15 protein-coding genes are annotated in these 19,093 nt (G+C 64.5%); 12 read left to right on the top strand and 3 right to left on the bottom strand.

Features of this window, described 5'->3' with window-relative positions:
• Positions 1-2: 2 nt before the first annotated feature.
• On the top strand, positions 3-2,531 hold the full coding sequence (locus ACFCQI_RS01555; RefSeq protein ID WP_395119626.1) for a GDSL-type esterase/lipase family protein: 2,529 nt from the start codon (positions 3-5) through the stop codon (positions 2,529-2,531).
• A 147-nt stretch (positions 2,532-2,678) separates the two neighbouring features.
• Here the strand turns inward: ACFCQI_RS01555 and ACFCQI_RS01550 are convergent, their stop codons facing one another.
• A complete protein-coding gene (locus ACFCQI_RS01550; RefSeq protein WP_395119625.1) occupies positions 2,679-3,074 on the bottom strand; it encodes a hypothetical protein in 396 nt (131 codons plus the stop codon).
• Positions 3,075-3,995: 921 nt separating this feature from the next.
• Here ACFCQI_RS01550 and tssB point away from each other — a divergent pair.
• The 11 genes from tssB to ACFCQI_RS01495 all read left to right on the top strand — a co-directional run bounded on the left by tssB (position 3,996) and on the right by ACFCQI_RS01495 (position 18,050).
• Positions 3,996-4,517: a type VI secretion system contractile sheath small subunit gene (gene tssB / locus ACFCQI_RS01545; RefSeq protein ID WP_324899045.1), complete on the top strand. Its 522-nt coding sequence runs from the start codon at positions 3,996-3,998 to the stop codon at positions 4,515-4,517.
• Positions 4,518-4,523: 6 nt separating this feature from the next.
• Positions 4,524-6,017: a type VI secretion system contractile sheath large subunit gene (gene tssC, locus ACFCQI_RS01540; protein WP_324899048.1), complete on the top strand. Its 1,494-nt coding sequence runs from the start codon at positions 4,524-4,526 to the stop codon at positions 6,015-6,017.
• A gap of 123 nt (positions 6,018-6,140) precedes the next feature.
• Positions 6,141-6,635 (top strand): type VI secretion system tube protein Hcp, encoded by a 495-nt coding sequence (locus ACFCQI_RS01535; RefSeq protein ID WP_324899050.1) that lies wholly within the window; start codon positions 6,141-6,143, stop codon positions 6,633-6,635.
• Positions 6,636-6,841: 206 nt separating this feature from the next.
• Positions 6,842-7,630, top strand: a complete 789-nt coding sequence (locus ACFCQI_RS01530) for a type VI secretion system accessory protein TagJ (RefSeq protein ID WP_324899053.1) — start codon at positions 6,842-6,844, stop codon at positions 7,628-7,630.
• A 19-nt stretch (positions 7,631-7,649) separates the two neighbouring features.
• Entirely contained in the window at positions 7,650-8,153 is a 504-nt protein-coding gene (tssE, locus tag ACFCQI_RS01525) for a type VI secretion system baseplate subunit TssE (protein WP_324899055.1), read from the top strand.
• A 6-nt stretch (positions 8,154-8,159) separates the two neighbouring features.
• Positions 8,160-10,043, top strand: a complete 1,884-nt coding sequence (gene tssF / locus ACFCQI_RS01520) for a type VI secretion system baseplate subunit TssF (RefSeq protein ID WP_395119624.1) — start codon at positions 8,160-8,162, stop codon at positions 10,041-10,043.
• Positions 10,007-11,029: a type VI secretion system baseplate subunit TssG gene (gene tssG / locus ACFCQI_RS01515; RefSeq protein ID WP_324899059.1), complete on the top strand. Its 1,023-nt coding sequence runs from the start codon at positions 10,007-10,009 to the stop codon at positions 11,027-11,029. The genes tssF and tssG overlap by 37 nt, the downstream gene beginning before the upstream one ends.
• Positions 11,030-11,098: 69 nt before the next feature.
• Positions 11,099-13,843, top strand: coding sequence for a type VI secretion system ATPase TssH (gene tssH, locus ACFCQI_RS01510; protein WP_395119623.1), 2,745 nt, complete (start codon positions 11,099-11,101; stop codon positions 13,841-13,843).
• A 120-nt stretch (positions 13,844-13,963) separates the two neighbouring features.
• Complete coding sequence (locus ACFCQI_RS01505; protein WP_395119622.1) at positions 13,964-14,956, top strand: hypothetical protein; 993 nt, start codon at positions 13,964-13,966, stop codon at positions 14,954-14,956.
• Positions 14,957-15,123: 167 nt separating this feature from the next.
• Positions 15,124-16,137 carry a hypothetical protein gene (locus ACFCQI_RS01500; RefSeq protein WP_395119621.1) on the top strand — a complete coding sequence of 338 codons (1,014 nt, stop codon included), beginning with the start codon at positions 15,124-15,126 and terminating at the stop codon, positions 16,135-16,137.
• A gap of 290 nt (positions 16,138-16,427) precedes the next feature.
• Positions 16,428-18,050, top strand: coding sequence for a sulfite reductase subunit alpha (locus tag ACFCQI_RS01495; RefSeq protein ID WP_395119620.1), 1,623 nt, complete (start codon positions 16,428-16,430; stop codon positions 18,048-18,050).
• Between the two features lie 7 nt (positions 18,051-18,057).
• On the opposite strand, the gene ACFCQI_RS01490 is transcribed toward ACFCQI_RS01495, so the two are convergent.
• On the bottom strand, positions 18,058-18,597 hold the full coding sequence (locus ACFCQI_RS01490) for a GNAT family N-acetyltransferase (protein ID WP_395119619.1): 540 nt from the start codon (positions 18,595-18,597) through the stop codon (positions 18,058-18,060).
• Between the two features lie 12 nt (positions 18,598-18,609).
• Positions 18,610-19,089: an SET domain-containing protein-lysine N-methyltransferase gene (locus ACFCQI_RS01485; RefSeq protein ID WP_395119618.1), complete on the bottom strand. Its 480-nt coding sequence runs from the start codon at positions 19,087-19,089 to the stop codon at positions 18,610-18,612.
• Positions 19,090-19,093 lie beyond the last annotated feature (4 nt).

The following is a 19,093-nucleotide window of genomic DNA, read 5'->3' as shown; positions in this document are numbered from 1 at the left end:
CCGTGACCGTTTCCACCACCAAGGCCTCGGACGTCTTCCCGGGCAACAACGTCGCCACCGGGTTCAGCTGCGCGTGGCGCATCTTCAACGACACCGACGTGCTGGTGTCGCTGGTCGACCAGAGTACGGGCGTCGACACGCCGCTGGTGCTGGACACGGACTACACCATCGGAGGCGCCGGCAACCAGGACGGATTCACCGTGGCCACATCATTGCCTGTCGCCACCGGGACCAGCCTGTACGTGCGCCGCGTGCTGCCCTACACGCAACCGACCGACTTCACCAACCAAGGCTCGTTCTTCCCCACGATGCACGAGGACGCCATGGATCGGCTGGAGATGCAGATCCAGCAGCTCGCCGACGAGAACGATCGCGCCATTCGGCTGCCCGCAGGCCTTGCCGACATCGACGGGCAGGTGCCGGTGATGATCCCGCTGGCGCCTCTGGTCATCAACGCCGCTGGCACGGGCGTGGAGGCGGGCAGCACGGCGCTCACGGGCGACATGCTTTTGCGGGTCAACCTGGCGGCCACCGGTGCCGGCAAGGGCGCCGCCCTCGTCGGCTTCCTGCAAGCCGGCACGGGCGCTGTCGCGCGCGTGTCGCAGGACAAAGTCCGCGAGCGCGTCTCATTGCAGGACTTCGGCGGCACCGATGATGGCCTGACGACGAACAACGCGGCCTTCACCAGCGCCAAAACGCTGCTGGTCGGCGGCACGGTCAAGCTGCCGTTCAAGGACCAAGGCAAGTACGTCTTTACCACCGCCAGTACCGACCTATCGGGCGTTGTTCTCGATCCCGATGCCGGCGTTGCCATCCATGCCTCGTCGGCTGCCGTCTCCTTCGGCATGACCTCAAGCATCCGCACGACCAAAAACATCAAGCTGCACAACACCGACCTCAACTACGACTATCAGTTGTCATCGGAGATGGGCAAGCCGTTCGACCACAAGTCGATCTGGCTCAACGATGCCGATGCCGTCAATCCAGTGATGATCGGCCTTAACCTGGCCGGTCTGAACAACGAATCCATTTCGTGGCCATCCAGCGATAGCTGGGCCAGTGCCACCCCCGGCATCAGCACCACCGAGCCCTATCCGTTCGTCAACTGGAACAGCCTAACGGCTAGCACCTGGTACGCCTCCACGTTGCCGGTGCGCGGTGGCGACGATATTTCAGCGGCGTTCGACACGGGTGGGAGTTACAACCGTCTTGCGGTCATCCGCACCACGGCGGGCTATTACGGCCTTTATGCTGGTGGCAGCGGAGCCGCGCCGCAGTACATCACGAAGCTGACCGGCCAGGCTTCCACGACCGTCACGGTGGGGTCGGGCACACAATTCACGACCCAGCCGCAGTATTACCCGGAAAACTGCGTGTGGACCATCCGCATCCTTGATCGGCGGCACTTCGAGGTTTTGCTCAACGGCGTATCCGCGCTATTCGTGAATACGGCTGGCGACATTTACCGCGCAGGTTTCGGCGTCATGCCTGTTGCGAGCGGCGCGACCACCATGTCGGTGATCGGTTGGACCAAGAGTCAGTGCGCCCCCAATGCCGGCAAACAGCCGGTGAGCATCACCCTCTACGGTGACAGTCTTACCGCCGACGCCCACGGCGGCTGGCCCTATGCCATGCGCGAGGCGCTGGACGGCAGCAACGGGTGCCGCGTGATGCGCGTGGTCAACAATGCGGTCTCCGGCTACAACTCGACACAGGCGCTGTCGCTCATGCAAAGCGTTGGCGTGGCTGGATTCAGTTTCTGCGTCATCGGTATCGGCACCAACGACATTCAGCAGGGGTTCGGCCCTACGACCACGATCAGCAATATCGACGCGATGGTGGCGATCTGCAACACCGCTGGATGCATTCCGATCATCTGGATTCCGCCGCTGTGGTACACGCAGACCGAAGCGGGCGCGGGCAATGGGCAGGCCTCGGGCAACTCGGCCGGCGGCATGGCCATCCGCTCGGTGCTGCTGCGTTACTGCGCCGTGCACAGCGTCGCGTGTGTTGACCTGACGATGGTCACTGGTCCCATCGACGTGCGCTTTCTGACGCAGACGCTAGGAGTGAATGGCGCCGACTCGATGGTGCGCGACAACATCCACCCGACCGCCTACAGCTACCGATTGATCGGAACCGCCATCGCGCGCCGCATTCTTGGCTCGCTGGTGTCGGCCGCTGACCGATCGACAGTATTCCAGCAGCTCAATCCTGTCATGCTAAATGCCTGGACGGATGCCACTGCGGGATCGCGCATCAGTTACGCAGTGACGCCGGATGGCAAAGTAACCCTGTCAGGCGTCGCTACACCGGGGACAGCGACCGATGGTACCGCCATTTTTACGCTGCCTGAGCACCTGAGACCAACAGCTACGCTGCGCTTCACCGTGATGATGAACCAGCCATCAACACCCCAATACACGTCGTGCCTTGTCCAGATCGGCACTACTGGTGATCTGCTGGTGTACGGTGCGACTAGCGCCAGTTACATCAGTCTGGATGGAGTGAGCTACTACAGCGGCGGGTGAGAAGCGCAAACGAAGTCGATTGCCTGACGCGCATTGTCAGCGAGCGCCGACATCGCTTTACAATCCGACGCGATAACTTTCCAATCGCCCCGGCCGTCAGGCCTCATCCGGCGATAGTCTGTCCAGCAGGAAGCGGGCGACGTGCGATCAGGCGCGGGCCGATGGCCGGGGCAATTCCGGAAGCAGCCCAAGCAACTGGCCCAAACGCTCCAGCGCCTTTTCCTTGGCGGCCATCTCGCGCACGCATGGGGATGTGCGCAACTGCTTCAGGAATGCTTTCGACAAGGGTCTCACCGGGTTGTGCTGGTTGTTGAACTTCGGCCGCTCTGCAATGATCGCGGCATGCTCCGCTGCGCGGGCAGACTTTCGATCAGGGAGCCATGCGATCGTGATGCGCGCGACCTGGCCGAACCACGCGGACTGCTCTTTGTGCTTGGCCAACCGGTGAAATGGACTCAGCGATATGCCGACGTACAACAGATCGCCGCCCGCATCGAAATGGCGGTAGAGCGCGGTCGTTACGCCAGTCGTTGCTCTGGTCATCCTCACCTCCTAACACGCAACTGGAACGCAATGGCGCTTCAGCCCGCATTCCTGTGTGATTCAAAACGCCGCCGTGAAACCGCAACGCATTGTATTTCGTGATCTTCCCGCACCTTGACATGGTAGGGGTCACAAGTTCGATCCTTGTACCGCCCACCAATTCCATGATCCACCGATCGAGTGGAACCGAGAGGGGAATCCGGCCAGGGTTCCCCTTTTTCGTGGGGCGACGGCGCGCTCGTCGCTGGCTGCGCGGCCATCTGATTCGTTCGCCGAACACGTTCGCGTCCGCTGCGCGTGCCCTCGCCAGCCGCGCGATTCGATGCCCTCTCGCCGCTCCCTCGCGGATCGGCGGAATTCCGTCGATTCAGCTTGCAGCAATCTCTTCACGGATGTAGATTGCCCGGACGGTCGATCGTACTCCGGCTGCCAGCGATCTTCGGGTCCGGGCGCGCCGTGAGGCGACGAGGAGATCGGGCACGCAGCTACGCCAAGTCCAACGCCGAGGTGGGGTGGTCATCGGTTTCGACGTGCGACGGCGGGATGTGGTGCTTCAGTAAAGTCGGATGGTGTGCCGAGACGTTGCATCCGTCGCGGCGCATGTCATGCCGCCACTGCCGAACCGCCGGGGGGAACGAAGGGGACGTATGGACTTGCGTGCACAGTCGCCATCGGAATCGTGCCTTGCTCCCGTACGTCGACGCGGTTCGCGCGGGCGCGTTGCCGTGTCGCCCGATCTTTCTGCCGATCGCCAATGCCGCGCGCACGATGTCTCGGTCACGACCGTGCAAGGTCGCCGCCGCGTCTGCGCACCTGCCTTCAATGACTTTTCGTTCCGTTGCCGCCGGGCAGGTCCCGGCCGCGCCGGGGCGGATGAATGCTGCATCTCGAAAACCCAAGCATGCCCACCGGGAGAGTCGCATGGCCAAGCAAAGTAGTCAGAAATTCATCGCGCGCAATCGTGCGCCCCGCGTGCAGATCGAGTACGACGTCGAGGTCTACGGCGCACAGAAGAAGGTGCAGGTACCGTTCGTGATGGGCGTGATGTCGGACCTGTCCGGTGCCAATGCGGGCGAGCTGCCGCCGATCGAGGATCGCAAGGCGCTGGAGATCGACGTCGACAATTTCGACAGCCGCCTGAATTCGATGAAGCCGCGGGTGACCTTCGCGGTGCCGAACACGCTCACCGGCGAAGGCAGCCTGGCGGTGGACATCACCTTCGAGAGCATGGACGACTTCTCGCCAGCGGCGGTCGCCCGCAAGGTGGGCGCCGTGGCGAAACTGCTCGAGGCGCGCACGCAGCTTGCCAACCTGGATACCTACATGGACGGCAAGGCAGGCGCTGAAAACCTGATTGCCCAGGCACTCAAGGACCCGGCGCTGCTGCAGTCGCTGGTTTCGGCGCCCAAGCCCGCCGACGACACCAACAAAGACGGGGAGTAAGCACGCATGGCCACCGAAAAGCTAGCCGAACAGGAAGGCGCCGTACAGACTCTCGACGCCGGCGACTTCGCTGCGTTGCTGAGCAAGGAGTTCAAACCCAAGAGCGACCGCGCCAAGGAAGAGGTCGAATCGGCCGTGCGCACCCTGGCCGAGCAGGTGCTGAACAAGGCCGACATCGTTTCCGACGACGTCGCCCAGACCATCAACGCCTACATCGCCGAGATCGACCGCAAGCTCAGCGAGCAGATCAACCTGATCATGCACCACCCCGATTTCCAGAAGCTGGAAAGCGCGTGGCGCGGCCTGCATCACCTGGTCAACAACACGGAGACGGATCAGCTGCTGAAGATCCGCGTGATGAACATCTCCAAGAAGGAGCTGGGCAAGACCCTGAAACGCTACAAGGGCACGGCCTGGGACCAGAGCCCGATCTTCAAGAAGCTGTATGAGGAAGAGTACGGCCAACTGGGCGGCGAGCCCTATGGCTGCCTGGTCGGCGACTACTACTTCGACCACAGCCCGCCCGACGTCGAGCTGCTCTCGGGCATCGCGCAGGTTGCTGCGGCGGCACACGCGCCGTTCATCTCGGCCGCGGCTTCCACCCTGATGGGCATGGACAGCTGGAACGAGCTTGCCAACCCGCGCGACCTGGCCAAGGTGTTCTCCACGCCGGACTATGCCGCGTGGCGCTCGCTGCGCGAGTCGGACGATGCCAAGTACATCGGCCTGACCATGCCGCGCACCCTGGCCCGCCTGCCGTATGGCGCCAACACCGATCCGGTGGAGGAGTTCAACTTCGAGGAAGACACTGCCGGCGCGGACTCGTCCAAGTACACCTGGCAGAACGCGGCTTACGCGATGGCGGTGAATATCAACCGCTCGTTCAAGGAATATGGCTGGTGCTCGCGCATCCGCGGCATCGAGTCCGGCGGCGCGGTGGAAGGCCTGCCCGCACACACCTTCCCGACCGACGACGGCGGCGTGGACATGAAGTGCCCGACCGAGATCGCGATCACCGATCGCCGCTCGGCCGAGCTGGACAAGATGGGCATGATGCCGCTGGTGCATCGCAAGAACTCGGACATGGCCGCGTTCATCAGTGCCCAGTCGCTGAGCAAGCCGGAGGAGTACGACGATCCGGACGCCACCGCCAACGCGGCGCTGGGCGCGCGCTTGCCGTACATGTTCGCCTGCTGCCGCTTCGCGCATTACCTGAAGTGCATCGTGCGCGACAAGATCGGCTCCTTCAAGGATCGTACGGCGATGGAGCGCTGGCTGGCGTCCTGGATCAACCAGTACGTCGACGGCGACCCGGCCAACTCCAGCGAAGAGACCAAGGCCCGCAAACCCTTGTCGGCCGCGGAGGTGGTGGTGGAAGAGGTGGAAGGAGCACCTGGGTATTACACGTCGAAGTTTTTCCTCAAGCCGCATTATCAGTTGGAGGGCCTGACCGTTTCCCTGAGGCTGGTGTCCCGTCTTCCTTCGGCGGCCAAGAGCTGACCCGGAAGTTTCTCGCAGGTTCGTTCCACGGTTTCAACTGGCAGTACCAGTCAATCGCCGAGCAGCTTCCTCCGAGCGAGAACTGTCCGGTTCACCTGATTTCAACAGACAAGGAGAATTCTCATGGCACTAGACATGCACCTGAAGCTGGAGGGCGGCGACGTCACCTTCACCGGCGAATCCAAGCACACCAAGCACAAGGACCAGATCCAGCTGCTGGCCTGGTCCTGGGGGATGTCGCAGAGCGGTTCCTTCGGCCATGGCACCGGCGGCGGCGCGGGCAAGGCCAACGTGCAGGACATCAGCTTCACCAAGTACCTCGACAAGAGCACCACGTCCTTCATCAAGGCGCTGGTCACCGGCGCGCACATCGGCACCGCGACCTTGTTCGTGTCCAAGGCCGGCGGCAAGCAGGAGGACTACTTCACCATCAAGCTGACCAGCGCGATGGTGACCAGCTATTCCACCGGCGGCTCGGGCGGTGAGGACATGCTGACGGAGAACATCTCGATCAGCTTCGCCAAGTTCGACGTCGAGTACTTCGCCCAGAACGACAAGGGCGTGGTGGCTTCGGCCGGCACGGTCGGGTACAGCGTCGAGGAAGTCGCGGCGAGCTGAGCTGGCGCCTGACCAGGCTTCGCCGGAACCTGCTGTCCGGCGGTCCAGGTGCAGGGGACGAATGCAACGGCTTGTCGCACCCCGGACTTCCGGGTGCGACCAGCGGCGTTTGTCCGCCTGCACCCGGGATCGTCCGGTCGGGGTGACGGCGACCTTCCCGCACCCGCGGCCCCGCTGCCGACGGGGCGCCGGCATCGAGAGACGACATGACACCCGAAAGCAAGCTCAAAGAAGGCCGGCCGGACGAAGCGTTGCAACTGCTCACGGCGGAAGTACGCAACAACCCGGCAGATGCCAAGCGCCGGGTTTTTTTATTCCAGTTGCTGGCGCTGCTCGGACAATGGGAGCGGGCACAGAACCAGCTCAGCGTCTGCGGCGAACTCGACCCGCTCAACGCCATGATGGTCGGTGCCTATTCGGAGGCGCTGAAGGGCGAACTGGTGCGCGCCGACGTCTTCGCCGGCAAACGCATGCCGGTGATCATCGGCGAGCCGGAACCCTGGCTGGCGTGGCTGCTGCAATCGCTCAAGCTCGGCGCCGAAGGCAGGCACGAGCAGGCCGCGACGCTGCGCGAGCAGGCACTGGAACAGGCTCCCGCGGTGGCGGGCAACATCGACGGCGCCGCGTTCGAGTGGATCGCCGATGCCGACCCCCGCATCGGGCCGTGCCTGGAGATCATCGTCAACGGCGGCTACTCCTGGGTACCGTTCTCGCGCCTGCGCGAGCTGAAATTCGAGGCCCCCAGTGACCTGCGCGACAAGATCTGGGTGCCCACCCAGGTGACATGGAGCAATGGCGGCCAGGCCATCGGCTTCATTCCGGGGCGTTACGCCGGCAGCGAACGGTCCGAGGACCAGGACATCGTGCTCGGGCGCAAGACCGACTGGGTGGAGCAGGGCAGCGACCAGATCGGTCTGGGACAGCGCATGCTGGCCACCGACGTGGCCGACTATCCGCTGCTCGACGCGCGACTGATCACCTTCGACGTCGCCTGAGCCGGAGTGCCGACTTTCCATGGCTGAGCTCACCACCCAGGAACGACTTCAGCCTTCGCTGCTCGATCGCCTGACCGACGACGAGCCGGGCAAGCTGGAGGAAAGCCGCGAGAAGCGCGTGATCTCGGTGTCCCGACTGCGCGAATGCGTCACCCGCGATATCTCCTGGCTGCTGAATTGCGTGAGCCTGGAGGCGAATGTCGAGCTCGAGGAATATCCCGAGGTTTCCCGCTCGGTGCTCAACTTCGGCATTCCCGACCTTACCGGTGCGGCGCTGTCGGGAATCAACGCCGAAGCGCTGCAGCGTCGTGTGCGCGATGCCATCGTGGCCTACGAGCCGCGGCTGACCGCCAACACCCTGCGCGTCAACGTCAACGCGTTGACCAAGCGCATGGATCGCCAGGCGCTGATTTTCAACATCGAATCGGAAATGTGGGCGCAGCCGATTCCGTTGAACCTGTACCTGAAGACCGAAGTCGACCTGGAGACCGGCAACTTCAAGGTGTCGGAGGGCTTCGGCTGATCGCCCATGGACCCGAGACTGCTGCGCTACTACAACCGGGAACTGCAACACGTACGCGAAATGGGCGGCGAGTTTGCCCGCGAGTATCCGAAGATCGCCGGCCGCCTAGGCCTGGAAGGCTTCGAGTGCGCCGACCCCTACGTGGAACGCCTGCTGGAAGGCTTTGCCTTCATGGCCGCGCGCGTGCAGCTCAAACTCGACGCGCAGTATCCGGTGTTCACCCAGCACCTGCTGGAGATGATCTATCCGCATTACCTGGCGCCGGTGCCCTCGATGGCCGTGGTGCAGATGCACCCGGACCTCAAGGAAAGCGGCCTGCTGGCCGGCCACAAGGTGGCCCGGCACACGGCATTGCGCAGCATGATCGGCAAGGACGACCGCACCGCCTGCGAATACCGCACCGCCCACGAGGTCACCCTGTGGCCGCTGGAGCTGGCCGAGGCGAAGTATTTCGAGACCCCCGCCGCGATCGCCGCCGCCGGGGTGGTGCTGCCGGCCGGCAAGACCGTACGCGCCGGCCTGCGCCTGAAGTTCCGCGTCACCGCCGGTGCCCAGGCCAACATGCTGGCGCTGGACCGGCTGCCGATATTCCTTGCCGGTGCCGATGAACTGCCCAAGCGCCTGTACGAGCAATTGCTCGGCAATGCGGTCGGCTACCAGGTCCGCGCGCAGGGCGCGTCGGGGGCGATCAACGAGAACCACGACGCCAGCCACATCGAGCGTCGCGGCTACGACGACGACGAGGCGCTGATCCCGTACTCCGGGCGCTCGTTCAGCGGCTACCGGCTGCTGCAGGAGTATTTCGCCTGCCCCGAGCGCTTCCTGTTCGCCGAGTTCACCGGCCTGCGGTCGCTGCTGGCGCGGGCCAAGGGCAACGAGTTCGAGATCGTGGTGTTGTTCGACCGCAGCGTGGCCAGCCTGCACAACGCCGTCGACGTCAGCAACTTCCGGCTGTTCTGCACGCCGGCGATCAACCTGTTCCCGCGGCGTGCCGATCGCATCCACCTGACGCAGGGCACCAGCGAATACCACATCCTCGCCGATCGCACCCGGCCGATGGATTTCGAAATCCACAGCATCGGCAACGTCGAGGGGTTCGGCGACCGGCAGGAGCCGGAGCAGCGCTTCCTGCCGTTCTACGGCTGCGACGAGCGCACCTGGCACGCACGGCACTCGGCCTACTACACGATCCGCCGCGAGCCGCGGCTGTTGTCCTCCCGGCAGAAGCGCCAGGGTGCGCGCTCCAGCTACATCGGCAACGAGATGTTCATCTCGCTGGTCGACTCCAGCGAGGCGCCGTACTCCACCGAGCTGCGCCAGATCGGCATGCAGCTGATGTGCACCAACCGCGACCTGCCGCTGCAGATGCCGGTCGGCAAGTCGCACACCGACTTCACCCTGGAGACGGGCGCGCCGGTGGAATCGATCCGCTGCGTCGCCGGTCCGACCAAGCCGCGTGCCTCGGTCGCCACCGGCGAGACCGCGTGGCGCCTGCTCAGCCACCTGCAGCTCAACTACGTGTCGCTGCTGGAAAACAACGCGGGCGAAGGCGCCGCGGCACTGCGCGAGATGCTGACCCTGTACTGCGACGAGTTCGACTCCAGCGCACTGCGCCAGATCGAGGGGCTCAAGGCGGTGAGTTCGCAATCCATCGTGCGACGCATCCCGTTGCCGGGGCCGATCACCTTCGGCCGCGGCCTGGAGATCACCCTGACCTGCGACGACGGCGCCTTCGAGGGCACCGGAGCGTTCCTGCTGGGCGCGGTGATGCAGCAGTTCTTTACCCGTTACGTATCGATCAACTCCTTCACTGAAACCGTTCTGCGCACGCTGGAACGCAACGAGGTCGCCCGATGGCCCGCCCGGCTGGGAACACGGCAGACGCTGTAGCGCTGGAGAACGCGCTGCGCGACCATCCCGAGTCCTTCGAGTTCTTCGAAGCGCTCCGGCGGTTGGAGTGCGCATTCCCGGAGCGTCCGCGGCTGGGCCAGTCGACCAAGGTCAGCGACGACTTCGTGCGCCTGGGCCAGACCCCTTCGCTGGCCTTTGCGCCACGCACCGTGGACAGCTACCAGCCCGGTGGCGGCGGCCGCCCGGCGCGCATGCGTGGCCTGTTCTTCGGCCTGTTCGGCCCGAACGGGCCGTTGCCGCTGCACCTGACCGAATACGCGATGGACCGCGAGATCAACGCGCGGGATTCCACCTTCCGCGCGTTCGCCGACATCTTCCACCATCGCATGATGAGCCTGTTCTACCGCAGCTGGGCCGACGCCCAGCCCACGGTGCAGCTGGATCGTCCCGAGGAGGATCGTTTCCAGCTGTACATGGGCGCGCTGGTCGGCCTGGCCACGCCGGATCTGGGCGATCGCGACGCCTTGCCGGACCAGTTCAAGCGGTTCTTCGCCGCACGCCTGCTGCAGCAGGCGCGCAATGCCGAAGGCCTGCAGGGCATGCTGGAGCGCTTCTTCCGCGTGCCGGTGGGCGTCGTCGAGTTCATCGCCGAATGGATGCGCCTGCCGTCCGCCTCGCAGCTGCGCCTGGGCGCCTCGCGCGAGGTTGCAGCACTGGGCCTGACCACGGTCACCGGCGAATACGTGCGCGGCAGCCAGCAGCGTTTCCGCCTGCGCCTGGGGCCGCTCACCCGCGCCCAGTTCAACAACTTCCTGCCCGGCGGCGAAGCGCTGCGGCAACTGGTGGCCGCGGTGAAAACCTACGTCGGCGAGGAAAAAGCCTGGGATGTGCAGTTGGTACTGAAGAAGGCCGACGTCCCGGTGACGCGCCTGGGGCGCGAAGGACGGATGGGCCTGACGACGTGGATGGGTTCGCCCCGGCACGACGACGACGTCGACGAGGTCGTGCTGCAACCGGTGGGATAGCCGCTGGCGGCCGGGTCGACGTGGCAACAGACATGATGGGATTGGCAATCAACTCAGAGGATCAATGACATGGCCGAGATCAGTCGCGGCGCGCTGTTCGGGAAACTCAACAAGCTCGCTTTCCGGTGCATCGAAAGCGCGACGGTGTTCTGCAAGCTGCGCGGCAATCCGTACGTGGAACTGGTGCACTGGATCCACCAGATCCTGCAATTGCAGGATTCGGACCTGCACCGCATCGTCAAGCAGTTCAACCTCAACCCGTCGAACCTGGCGCGCGACATCACCGATGCGCTGGACCGGCTGCCGCGTGGCTCCTCGTCCATCTCCGATCTGTCCAGCAACGTCGAGGAAGCGGTCGAGCGCGGCTGGGTGTTCGCCACGCTGATGTTCGGCGAGGCGCAGGTGCGCACCGGTTACCTGATCGTCGGCTGCCTGCGCACGCGCAATCTGCGCAACGCGCTGGTCAACATCTCGGCCGAGTTCGACAAGATCAAGCCCGAGGCATTGGTGGAGAAGTTCGCCGAGGTGGTCGGCGGCTCGCCCGAGGACGGGCAGAGCGCCAACGACGGCTTCAGGATGGGCGGCGGCAGCGCGCCCGGCGAGGCCAGCGGTGCGATGTCGCCGGCACAGATGGGCAAGCAGGAGGCGCTGGCACAGTTCACCATCGACCTCACCGCGCAGGCGCGCGACGGCAAGATGGACCCGATCGTCGGTCGCGACGACGAGATCCGCCAGCTGGTCGACATCCTCATGCGCCGTCGCCAGAACAACCCGATGCTGGTCGGCGAAGCCGGCGTGGGCAAGACCGCGGTGATCGAGGGCTTTGCCATGCGCATCGCCATCGGCGACGTGCCGCCGCCGCTGAAGGACGTGCAACTGCGCGTGCTCGACGTGGGTCTGCTGCAGGCCGGCGCCAGCATGAAGGGCGAGTTCGAGAACCGCCTGAAGCAGGTGATCGAGGAGGTGCAGTCGTCCACCAAGCCGATCATCCTGTTCATCGACGAGGCGCACACCCTGGTCGGCGCCGGCGGTGCGGCCGGCACCGGCGACGCGGCGAACCTGCTCAAGCCCGCACTGGCGCGCGGCAACCTGCGCACGATCGGCGCCACCACCTGGGCGGAGTACAAGAAGCACATCGAGAAAGACCCCGCGCTGACCCGCCGCTTCCAGACCGTGCAGATCGACGAGCCCAGCGAGGAGAAGGCGATCCTGATGATGCGCGGCGTCGCCAGCGTGATGGAGAAGCACCACAAGGTGCAGATCCTCGACGAGGCGCTGGAGGCAGCGGTGAAGCTGTCACACCGCTATATCCCCGCGCGGCAGCTGCCGGACAAGTCGGTCAGCCTGCTCGATACCGCCTGCGCCCGCGTGGCGATCAGCCAGCACGCCGTGCCGGCCGAGGTGGACGACACCCGCAAGCGCATCCAGGCACTGGAGACCGAGCTGGGCATCATCGCCCGCGAAAAGAACGTCGGCGTGAACGTCACCGCCCGCGAAGAAGCCGCCAACGAGAAGCTGGCCACGCAGAAGGCACGACTGGAAACGCTGGAGGCGAACTGGATCAAGGAGAAGGATCTGGTCGAGAAGATCCTCGACATCCGCTCGAAGTTGCGCGGTTCTTCGGCGCCGGTAGAAGGCACCGGCAGTGCGCTGGAAGAGTCGGCCAACCAGGTTGCCGAAGCAAAGGAGGCATCGGCGGGAGAGGCTGCCCTTGCGGGCGACGATCGCGCTGCTGCATTGAAGGAACTGCAGGAGTTGCAGGGCCAGCTGGCCGAGCTGCAGGGCGAGCATCCGCTGATCCTGGCCTCGGTCGACCAGCAGGCGGTGGGTTCGGTGGTCTCGGACTGGACCGGCATCCCGGTCGGTCGCATGGTCAAGAGCGAAGTCGAGACCGTGATGAACCTGGCCAAGCTGATGGGCCAGCGCGTCATCGGCCAGGACCACGCGATGGAGATGATCGCCAAGCGCATCCAGACCTCGCGTGCCGGCCTGGTCGACCCGAACAAGCCGATCGGCGTGTTCATGCTCGCCGGCACCTCCGGCGTGGGCAAGACCGAAACCGCGCTCGCGCTGGCCGAGGCGCTGTACGGCGGCGAGCAGAACATCATCACCATCAACATGAGCGAGTTCCAGGAGGCGCACACCGTCTCCACGCTCAAGGGCGCGCCTCCGGGCTATGTCGGTTATGGCGAGGGTGGCGTGCTTACCGAAGCGGTGCGTCGAAAGCCGTATTCGGTAGTGTTGCTGGACGAGGTGGAAAAGGCCCATCCGGACGTCCATGAAATCTTCTTCCAGGTGTTCGACAAGGGCGTGATGGAAGACGGCGAGGGCCGCCAGATCGACTTCAAGAACACCCTGATCCTGCTCACCACCAACGCCGGCACCGACATGATCGCCGGCTTGTGCAAGGACCCGGAGCTGATGCCCGATCACGAGGGCATGGCCAAGGCGCTGCGCGAGCCGCTGCTGAAGATCTTCCCGCCAGCGCTGCTGGGCCGCCTGGTGACGATCCCTTACTACCCGCTGAGCCCGGAGATGCTGGGCAAGATCGTCAAGCTGCAGATCAACCGCATCAAGAAGCGCGTCGAGGCCCGCTACAAGATCCCGTTCGAGTACAGCGAGGACGTGGTGAAGCTGGTGGTCGAGCGCTGCACCGAGACCGAGTCGGGCGGCCGCATGATCGATGCGATCTTGACCAACTCCATGTTGCCGGATATCTCGCGGGCGTTTCTCACCAGGATGATTGCGGGCGAGGAAGTGGCGAAAGTGCAGGTCGGTGTGACGGATGGGGAGTTCTCTTACGGGTTTGGGTAAAAGTGCCCGACTGGCCAGAACTCATCTCGCTCGCACTGATCGAACATCTGCATGGGACCGACCTGCGCCCCACCTCTCGACTTGCGGAAGGCAGCCAATGTTTAGAGGGATTCAGCCATCATGAATTACTACACGATTCTCAATTTCGAAGACAGCAGTCCGCAAGTGACGACTGGCAAGGTGAAAGGGGGGCGAGATCCTTCCAAGTTTGGTGCAGGTGCGGCTGCCGCGGGCACGGCGCAGGTCTATGCCAAGCGAGAGGTTACAAAAGGGCGAGCAAGGATGGTCTTCTATCCATGCCAGGAACTCATTGCAAGGGACGCGGCTGGCACCTTATCCAAGGATGACGTCAAGGACATCCGCAAGCATATCGAGAAGTCGCGGACGGTCGTTTTCGTGTTGCACGGCAAGCCGGATGACACCGATGAAGGGTTTTCCACAAGCGGGGGTTCTGTCTGTACGTTCAAGCAACTCGGGCGCCTGGCCAAGCTTCTCATGCCAATACGAGACGAGAAATACAGAATCAGCCTCGTGATGTGCTACGGCGCGCGTTGTAGGAACGTCCGTCTGAATCATGAAGGCATGATTCCCTCCGGCGAGTTGGCCAGCAGCTTTGCTTACAAGTTCTTCCGCGAATTGTGTGGCGCAAGAAACATTCGGATGGTGGCTTGGACCGGGGCGGTTTCCAACGATGGCGACCTCAAGCACACATGCGAAAACGAGGATCAAGTGCTGTACGTCGACAAGAAGCAGGAGGTGGCAGCGTTGCAGAACAGCCCGCAAAAGCAGCAGATTGAGATTGAAAAGGCGGCGCTGCTCCAGAGACTGAAAATGAGCAACGCGGACTTTGGAAACAACGTAATGATGAAGTTTGCAAACAATCCTAATGCCGCTCCCACCAACGAGGTGGAGCGTTTTGCGCTTCGTTATATTCCATATTCACCGGTACGCGCGCAATGGATGATGAATCTGTTTCCCGACAGAAATCAGACCTCCAATTATGGAAAGCTCATTTACGACTTCAGCGGGTCTCAACTAGTCATCACGAATCGGTATGGGGCTACGGGTGGCGTGGCGGTGAATACGGAGCTCTATCGTGGGGGGTTGATCTAGTTTGGTTCTGTGGTCAGTAACGGGATCAGGTTCGCCTTGCTGAATAAGCAATCGCGGGGCCGGGTTCACGCTTTTTTTGATGCCGGTGGCATCTCCGCCTGTTCGATGGGCACGGAGAAGCACGGGGCGCCACGAGTCATGAGACATTACTTGAGGGGACAGCGATCATGCCTTCCACACCTTTGAGCCGCGCCGAATTCATCGCCATGGGCGAGCTCGCCAAGGCACGCCGCCAGCTCGTCGTCAACATGTTCGGGGGCACCAAGCTCAAGTTCGGCAGTGCCAGCATGCTGTCGTCGGGCAAGTCGCTGCTGTCGTCCGGCAAGAAGCTGAAGTCGGGCGTCGACAAGCTTGCCAAGGGCGGCAGCACGGCAAGCAAGGTCGCCAGCGTGCCGGGCATGAAGGAGGCGTTCGAGAACTTCATGGTGGAATGCGCCGACGTGGAGAACATCCACGACGTGATCGAGGCGATCGGCGGCGAGGTGCTGCACGAACTGGTGTCGGAGGTGACGCCCTACCTCGGCGTGGTCACCAGCACGGTGAAGCTGGCCAAGGCGGGCAAGGCGGTGGCGCAGGACGGCTACAACCTCTACAAGAGCGACGAATACAAGAATGGCTTCCGCATGGGCGACCCGAGTGCGGCGGCCGAAGCGATCCAGGCGATCATCAAGCGCGACCTGGCCCAGCACTCGGTGAAACTGGGCCAGCAGACGGTGGCGACGGGAGCGAAGATCGGCGGTCTGTTCGCCGACTTCGGCACGGCCACTACCGCGGCGATCGGCGTGGCCAACACGCTGGCCAGCCTGGGCCTCCAACTGTTCTCGCTGGGCCTGGACATCAAGGACATGCGTGCCGGCAACAAGCGGTTGGCGGCGCCCAACACGCTGGATCTCACGGTGTTCGGCGAGTGCCCGATCCTCGGCTGCTACCTGCTCACCTGCGCCGACACCTCGGCGGTCGCCAACATGTTCGTCGCCGACATCGGCCTGCCGGGCTGGATGGACAAGGTCGAGCTGATGAAGAAGAAGCAGATGGACCCGCTGCTGAAGATCGCCAACAAGAACATCATGGGTTCCCGCCTGCAGTTGGAGGGGCTGAGCAGCAACAAGGGGACGCATGCGAAGAAGGGTTTCTTCGCGGGCATCAAGAGCAAGGCGATGAAGCAGATCGGGTTGAGCTGACTGCCGGCGCGGGCTCGGCGGTTGCGAGGGGGCGCGCGGTACCCGTTTGTACCTCGCCGGACGATAGCGCTGGCGTGTGTGGCGCCGCGTCCGTGGTGCATTGCTCATCGGTCGGGGCAGCCATTTTGCCCATGGGGAATGCCGCGTTCCCTGACGTGCCGTATTGCGATTGATTCTTGTTTACTGTCTAATGATGCGACCGGATCATTTGCCCGGCACCGCGCCGGTTCCGTCTTTCGCGCCCACGCAAGTTGCCGCGGGAAGGGCTGGCGCGCGGAACACGGATCGCCATGAATCAACCCACCTCTTCCGTCGGTAACGCACAACTGCAGCGCGGTACCTTCTGCACGCGCCAGTTGTACCCGTGGCACTGGATCAATTCGGCGCTGGATCTGTTCGGCCTGTTGCGCTTTCGGCGCCATGCCGCGCCACGCCGGCCGGTCGCCGTGAAGGACATGGCGGCCTCAGAGTCGCCCGCCACGCGCGATGCGGGCGACATCCGCAGCATCGAGGCTCGGCCCGCGGACGCGGTGTTGCGCGTGGTGTACGCCAGCCAGACCGGTTTTGCCGAACAACTGGCGCGGCAGACCTCGCAGAGCCTGCAACTGGCCGGTCTGCCCACTCGCATGATCGGCATCGGCGATCTGGCACTGGACGACCTGCGCCAGGCCGGCCGCGTGCTGTTCGTGGTCAGCACCACCGGCGATGGCGAGCCACCGGACATGGCACAGATGTTCAGCCGCAAGCTGATGCAACAGCCGGCGTCACTGGCCGGCCTGCATTACGGCCTGCTGGCCCTGGGCGACAGCGACTACGAGGACTTCTGCGGCTTCGGCCGCCAGCTCCAACGCTGGCTGCAGGCCAGCGGCGCGCAGGCGCTGTTCGATCCGGTGGAGGTGGACAGCGAGGACGACGCCAGCCTGCGCCACTGGCAGCATCACCTGGCCATGCTCGGCGGCGCGCCTGATCTGCCGGACTGGCAGGCGCCGAAATACCAGCGCTGGCAACTGGTCGAGCGCCGCCTGCTCAATCCGGGCAGCGTGGGTGAACCCTGCTTCCATCTGGCGATGAAGCCGCTGGAAGGTCGTGCCGATTGGCAGGCCGGCGACCTGGCCGAGATCGGTCCTTGCCATGCTGCCGAAGCGGTGGCGGCATGGCTGGCGGCGCGGGGGCTGGATGGCCGCGTCGTGGTGCCGTTCGGGCACCGGGAGCGGCTGCCATTGGCGACCTTGCTGGCGCGCTGTCGCCTGCCCGAGCCGGGCGAGGTCGACGGCCTGGACGAGGAAGGCGTCGCCGCGATATTGCAACAGCTGCCGCATCGCGCGTACTCGATCGCCACGCTGCCGCAGGACGGCGCGCTGCAGTTGATCGTGCGCCGGATGCGTGCGCGTGGTGGCTATCCCGGATTGGGCTCGGGCTGGCTTACCGAGCACGCGCCGATCGGCGCGGAGATCGCGCTGCGCGTGCGCAGCAACGTCAACTTCCATGCGCCTCGCGATGCGCGCCCGCTGGTGCTGATCGGCAATGGCACGGGCCTGGCCGCCTTGCGCGCCCTGCTCAAGCAGCGCATCGCCGTCGGCCGGACGCGCAACTGGCTGCTGTTCGGCGAGCGTCATCGTGCGCACGACTTCCTCCACCGGGAAGACATCGAGCGCTGGATCGGCGAAGGCGCCGTCGAGCGCGCCGATTTTGCCTGGTCGCGCGACCAGGGCGAGCGCATCCATGTGCAGCAGCGTCTGCGCGAAGCCGGCGACGAGCTGCGGCGCTGGGTCGACGAGGGGGCGGCGATCTACGTCTGCGGCAGCCTCGACGGGCTGGCCCCCGGCGTCGATGCGGCGTTGTGCGACGTGCTGGGGGCGGGACAGGTCGCGCAGTTGCGTGAGCAGGGGCGTTATCGCCGCGACGTCTACTGACGTCCGCTCAGGCGTAGGCGCGGTGGCGTTCGCGATGCGGCGGGTAGTAGGCGAACACGTGGCTGTTGCTGCCGTAGAAGTCGATGTTCTCGATGTGTTCGCCGCCGAGCCGCTCGGCCAGCCGGTCGGAGGCCTCGTTGCCGATGCGCACCAGGCTGATCACGCGCGGCGCGCGCAACTGGGTCCAGGCGAAATCCAGCGTCGCATTGCCCGCCTCGGTGGCATAGCCTTGGTGGCGATGCGTCGGCTTGAGCATCCAGCCAAGCTCCAGGTCCGGCCAGCCGTCCGGATACATCAGGCCGGCGCGGCCGACGAACTCGCCGGTCTCCTTCAGCTCCAGCGCCCACATGCCGAAACCCCGCAACTGCCAGTGGCCCAACAGCATCGCCAGCGAGCGCCAGGCGTTGGTGCGGTCCAGCGGTTGGCCGTCGCCCACCCAGCGGGTGCTCTCCGGATCGGCCAGCATCGCGGCGTAGTCGTTGAAGTGTCGTTCGCTCAACGCGGTCAGGCGCAACCGCGGCGTCTCAAGGGTAGGAATCTCAACCATCACCATCAACCATCACGACCCGGATCGAGCGGGAGCCAGCAGTTCGGCCAGGGCGCGGGTACTGCTGACGAGGCTCTCTTGCCAGGACAACCCCGTTATTGTCTCACCCGTGGCCGCATCGACAAAGTCCTCGGCCTGGCCGGGAGGCAGCACGTGGCGGTAATCCACGGTGATTTCGCTGCCGGCGGGCAGGTCCGCCAAGGCGAACACGAAACCCAGGTGCCACAGTCCGTTCGGCGTGAAGCTGTGGTTGATGAAGCACTCGTCGGGCCATTCCGGCGACAGCGTGTAGCGGTCCTCGAACCAGCGTGCGCTGGCGTGCCACAAGCTGCGCAGCGCGTCGGAGGCCGCGATGTCGGCCTGCCGGTAGGTCTGTTCGATGCCGTCAGGTGCTGTAAGGATGCGGCCCGCGGCCACCGCCTCGTCGAGGAACAGACCCTTGCCGGCACCGGCGATGGCGGAGGCGGCAATGTGGTAACGCGGGAGGATCATGTCG

This window comes from Rhodanobacter sp. FW102-FHT14D06 (assembly GCF_043950705.1).
In the GTDB taxonomy this organism is placed as follows: domain Bacteria; phylum Pseudomonadota; class Gammaproteobacteria; order Xanthomonadales; family Rhodanobacteraceae; genus Rhodanobacter.
Note: the sequence above shows the minus strand (reverse complement) of the source record. Positions and strands in the feature narration are given on the sequence as shown.

What these genes read in the sequence shown, in the direction of transcription:
- ACFCQI_RS01550 (WP_395119625.1), bottom strand. Translation starts at nt 3,074, where the DNA reads ATGACCAGAGCAACGACTGGCGTAACGACCGCGCTCTACCGCCATTTC.
- tssB (WP_324899045.1), top strand. Translation starts at nt 3,996, where the DNA reads ATGGCCAAGCAAAGTAGTCAGAAATTCATCGCGCGCAATCGTGCGCCC.
- tssC (WP_324899048.1), top strand. Translation starts at nt 4,524, where the DNA reads ATGGCCACCGAAAAGCTAGCCGAACAGGAAGGCGCCGTACAGACTCTC.
- ACFCQI_RS01535 (WP_324899050.1), top strand. Translation starts at nt 6,141, where the DNA reads ATGGCACTAGACATGCACCTGAAGCTGGAGGGCGGCGACGTCACCTTC.
- ACFCQI_RS01530 (WP_324899053.1), top strand. Translation starts at nt 6,842, where the DNA reads ATGACACCCGAAAGCAAGCTCAAAGAAGGCCGGCCGGACGAAGCGTTG.
- tssE (WP_324899055.1), top strand. Translation starts at nt 7,650, where the DNA reads ATGGCTGAGCTCACCACCCAGGAACGACTTCAGCCTTCGCTGCTCGAT.
- tssF (WP_395119624.1), top strand. Translation starts at nt 8,160, where the DNA reads ATGGACCCGAGACTGCTGCGCTACTACAACCGGGAACTGCAACACGTA.
- tssG (WP_324899059.1), top strand. Translation starts at nt 10,007, where the DNA reads ATGGCCCGCCCGGCTGGGAACACGGCAGACGCTGTAGCGCTGGAGAAC.
- tssH (WP_395119623.1), top strand. Translation starts at nt 11,099, where the DNA reads ATGGCCGAGATCAGTCGCGGCGCGCTGTTCGGGAAACTCAACAAGCTC.
- ACFCQI_RS01505 (WP_395119622.1), top strand. Translation starts at nt 13,964, where the DNA reads ATGAATTACTACACGATTCTCAATTTCGAAGACAGCAGTCCGCAAGTG.
- ACFCQI_RS01500 (WP_395119621.1), top strand. Translation starts at nt 15,124, where the DNA reads ATGCCTTCCACACCTTTGAGCCGCGCCGAATTCATCGCCATGGGCGAG.
- ACFCQI_RS01495 (WP_395119620.1), top strand. Translation starts at nt 16,428, where the DNA reads ATGAATCAACCCACCTCTTCCGTCGGTAACGCACAACTGCAGCGCGGT.
- ACFCQI_RS01490 (WP_395119619.1), bottom strand. Translation starts at nt 18,597, where the DNA reads ATGGTTGAGATTCCTACCCTTGAGACGCCGCGGTTGCGCCTGACCGCG.
- ACFCQI_RS01485 (WP_395119618.1), bottom strand. Translation starts at nt 19,089, where the DNA reads ATGATCCTCCCGCGTTACCACATTGCCGCCTCCGCCATCGCCGGTGCC.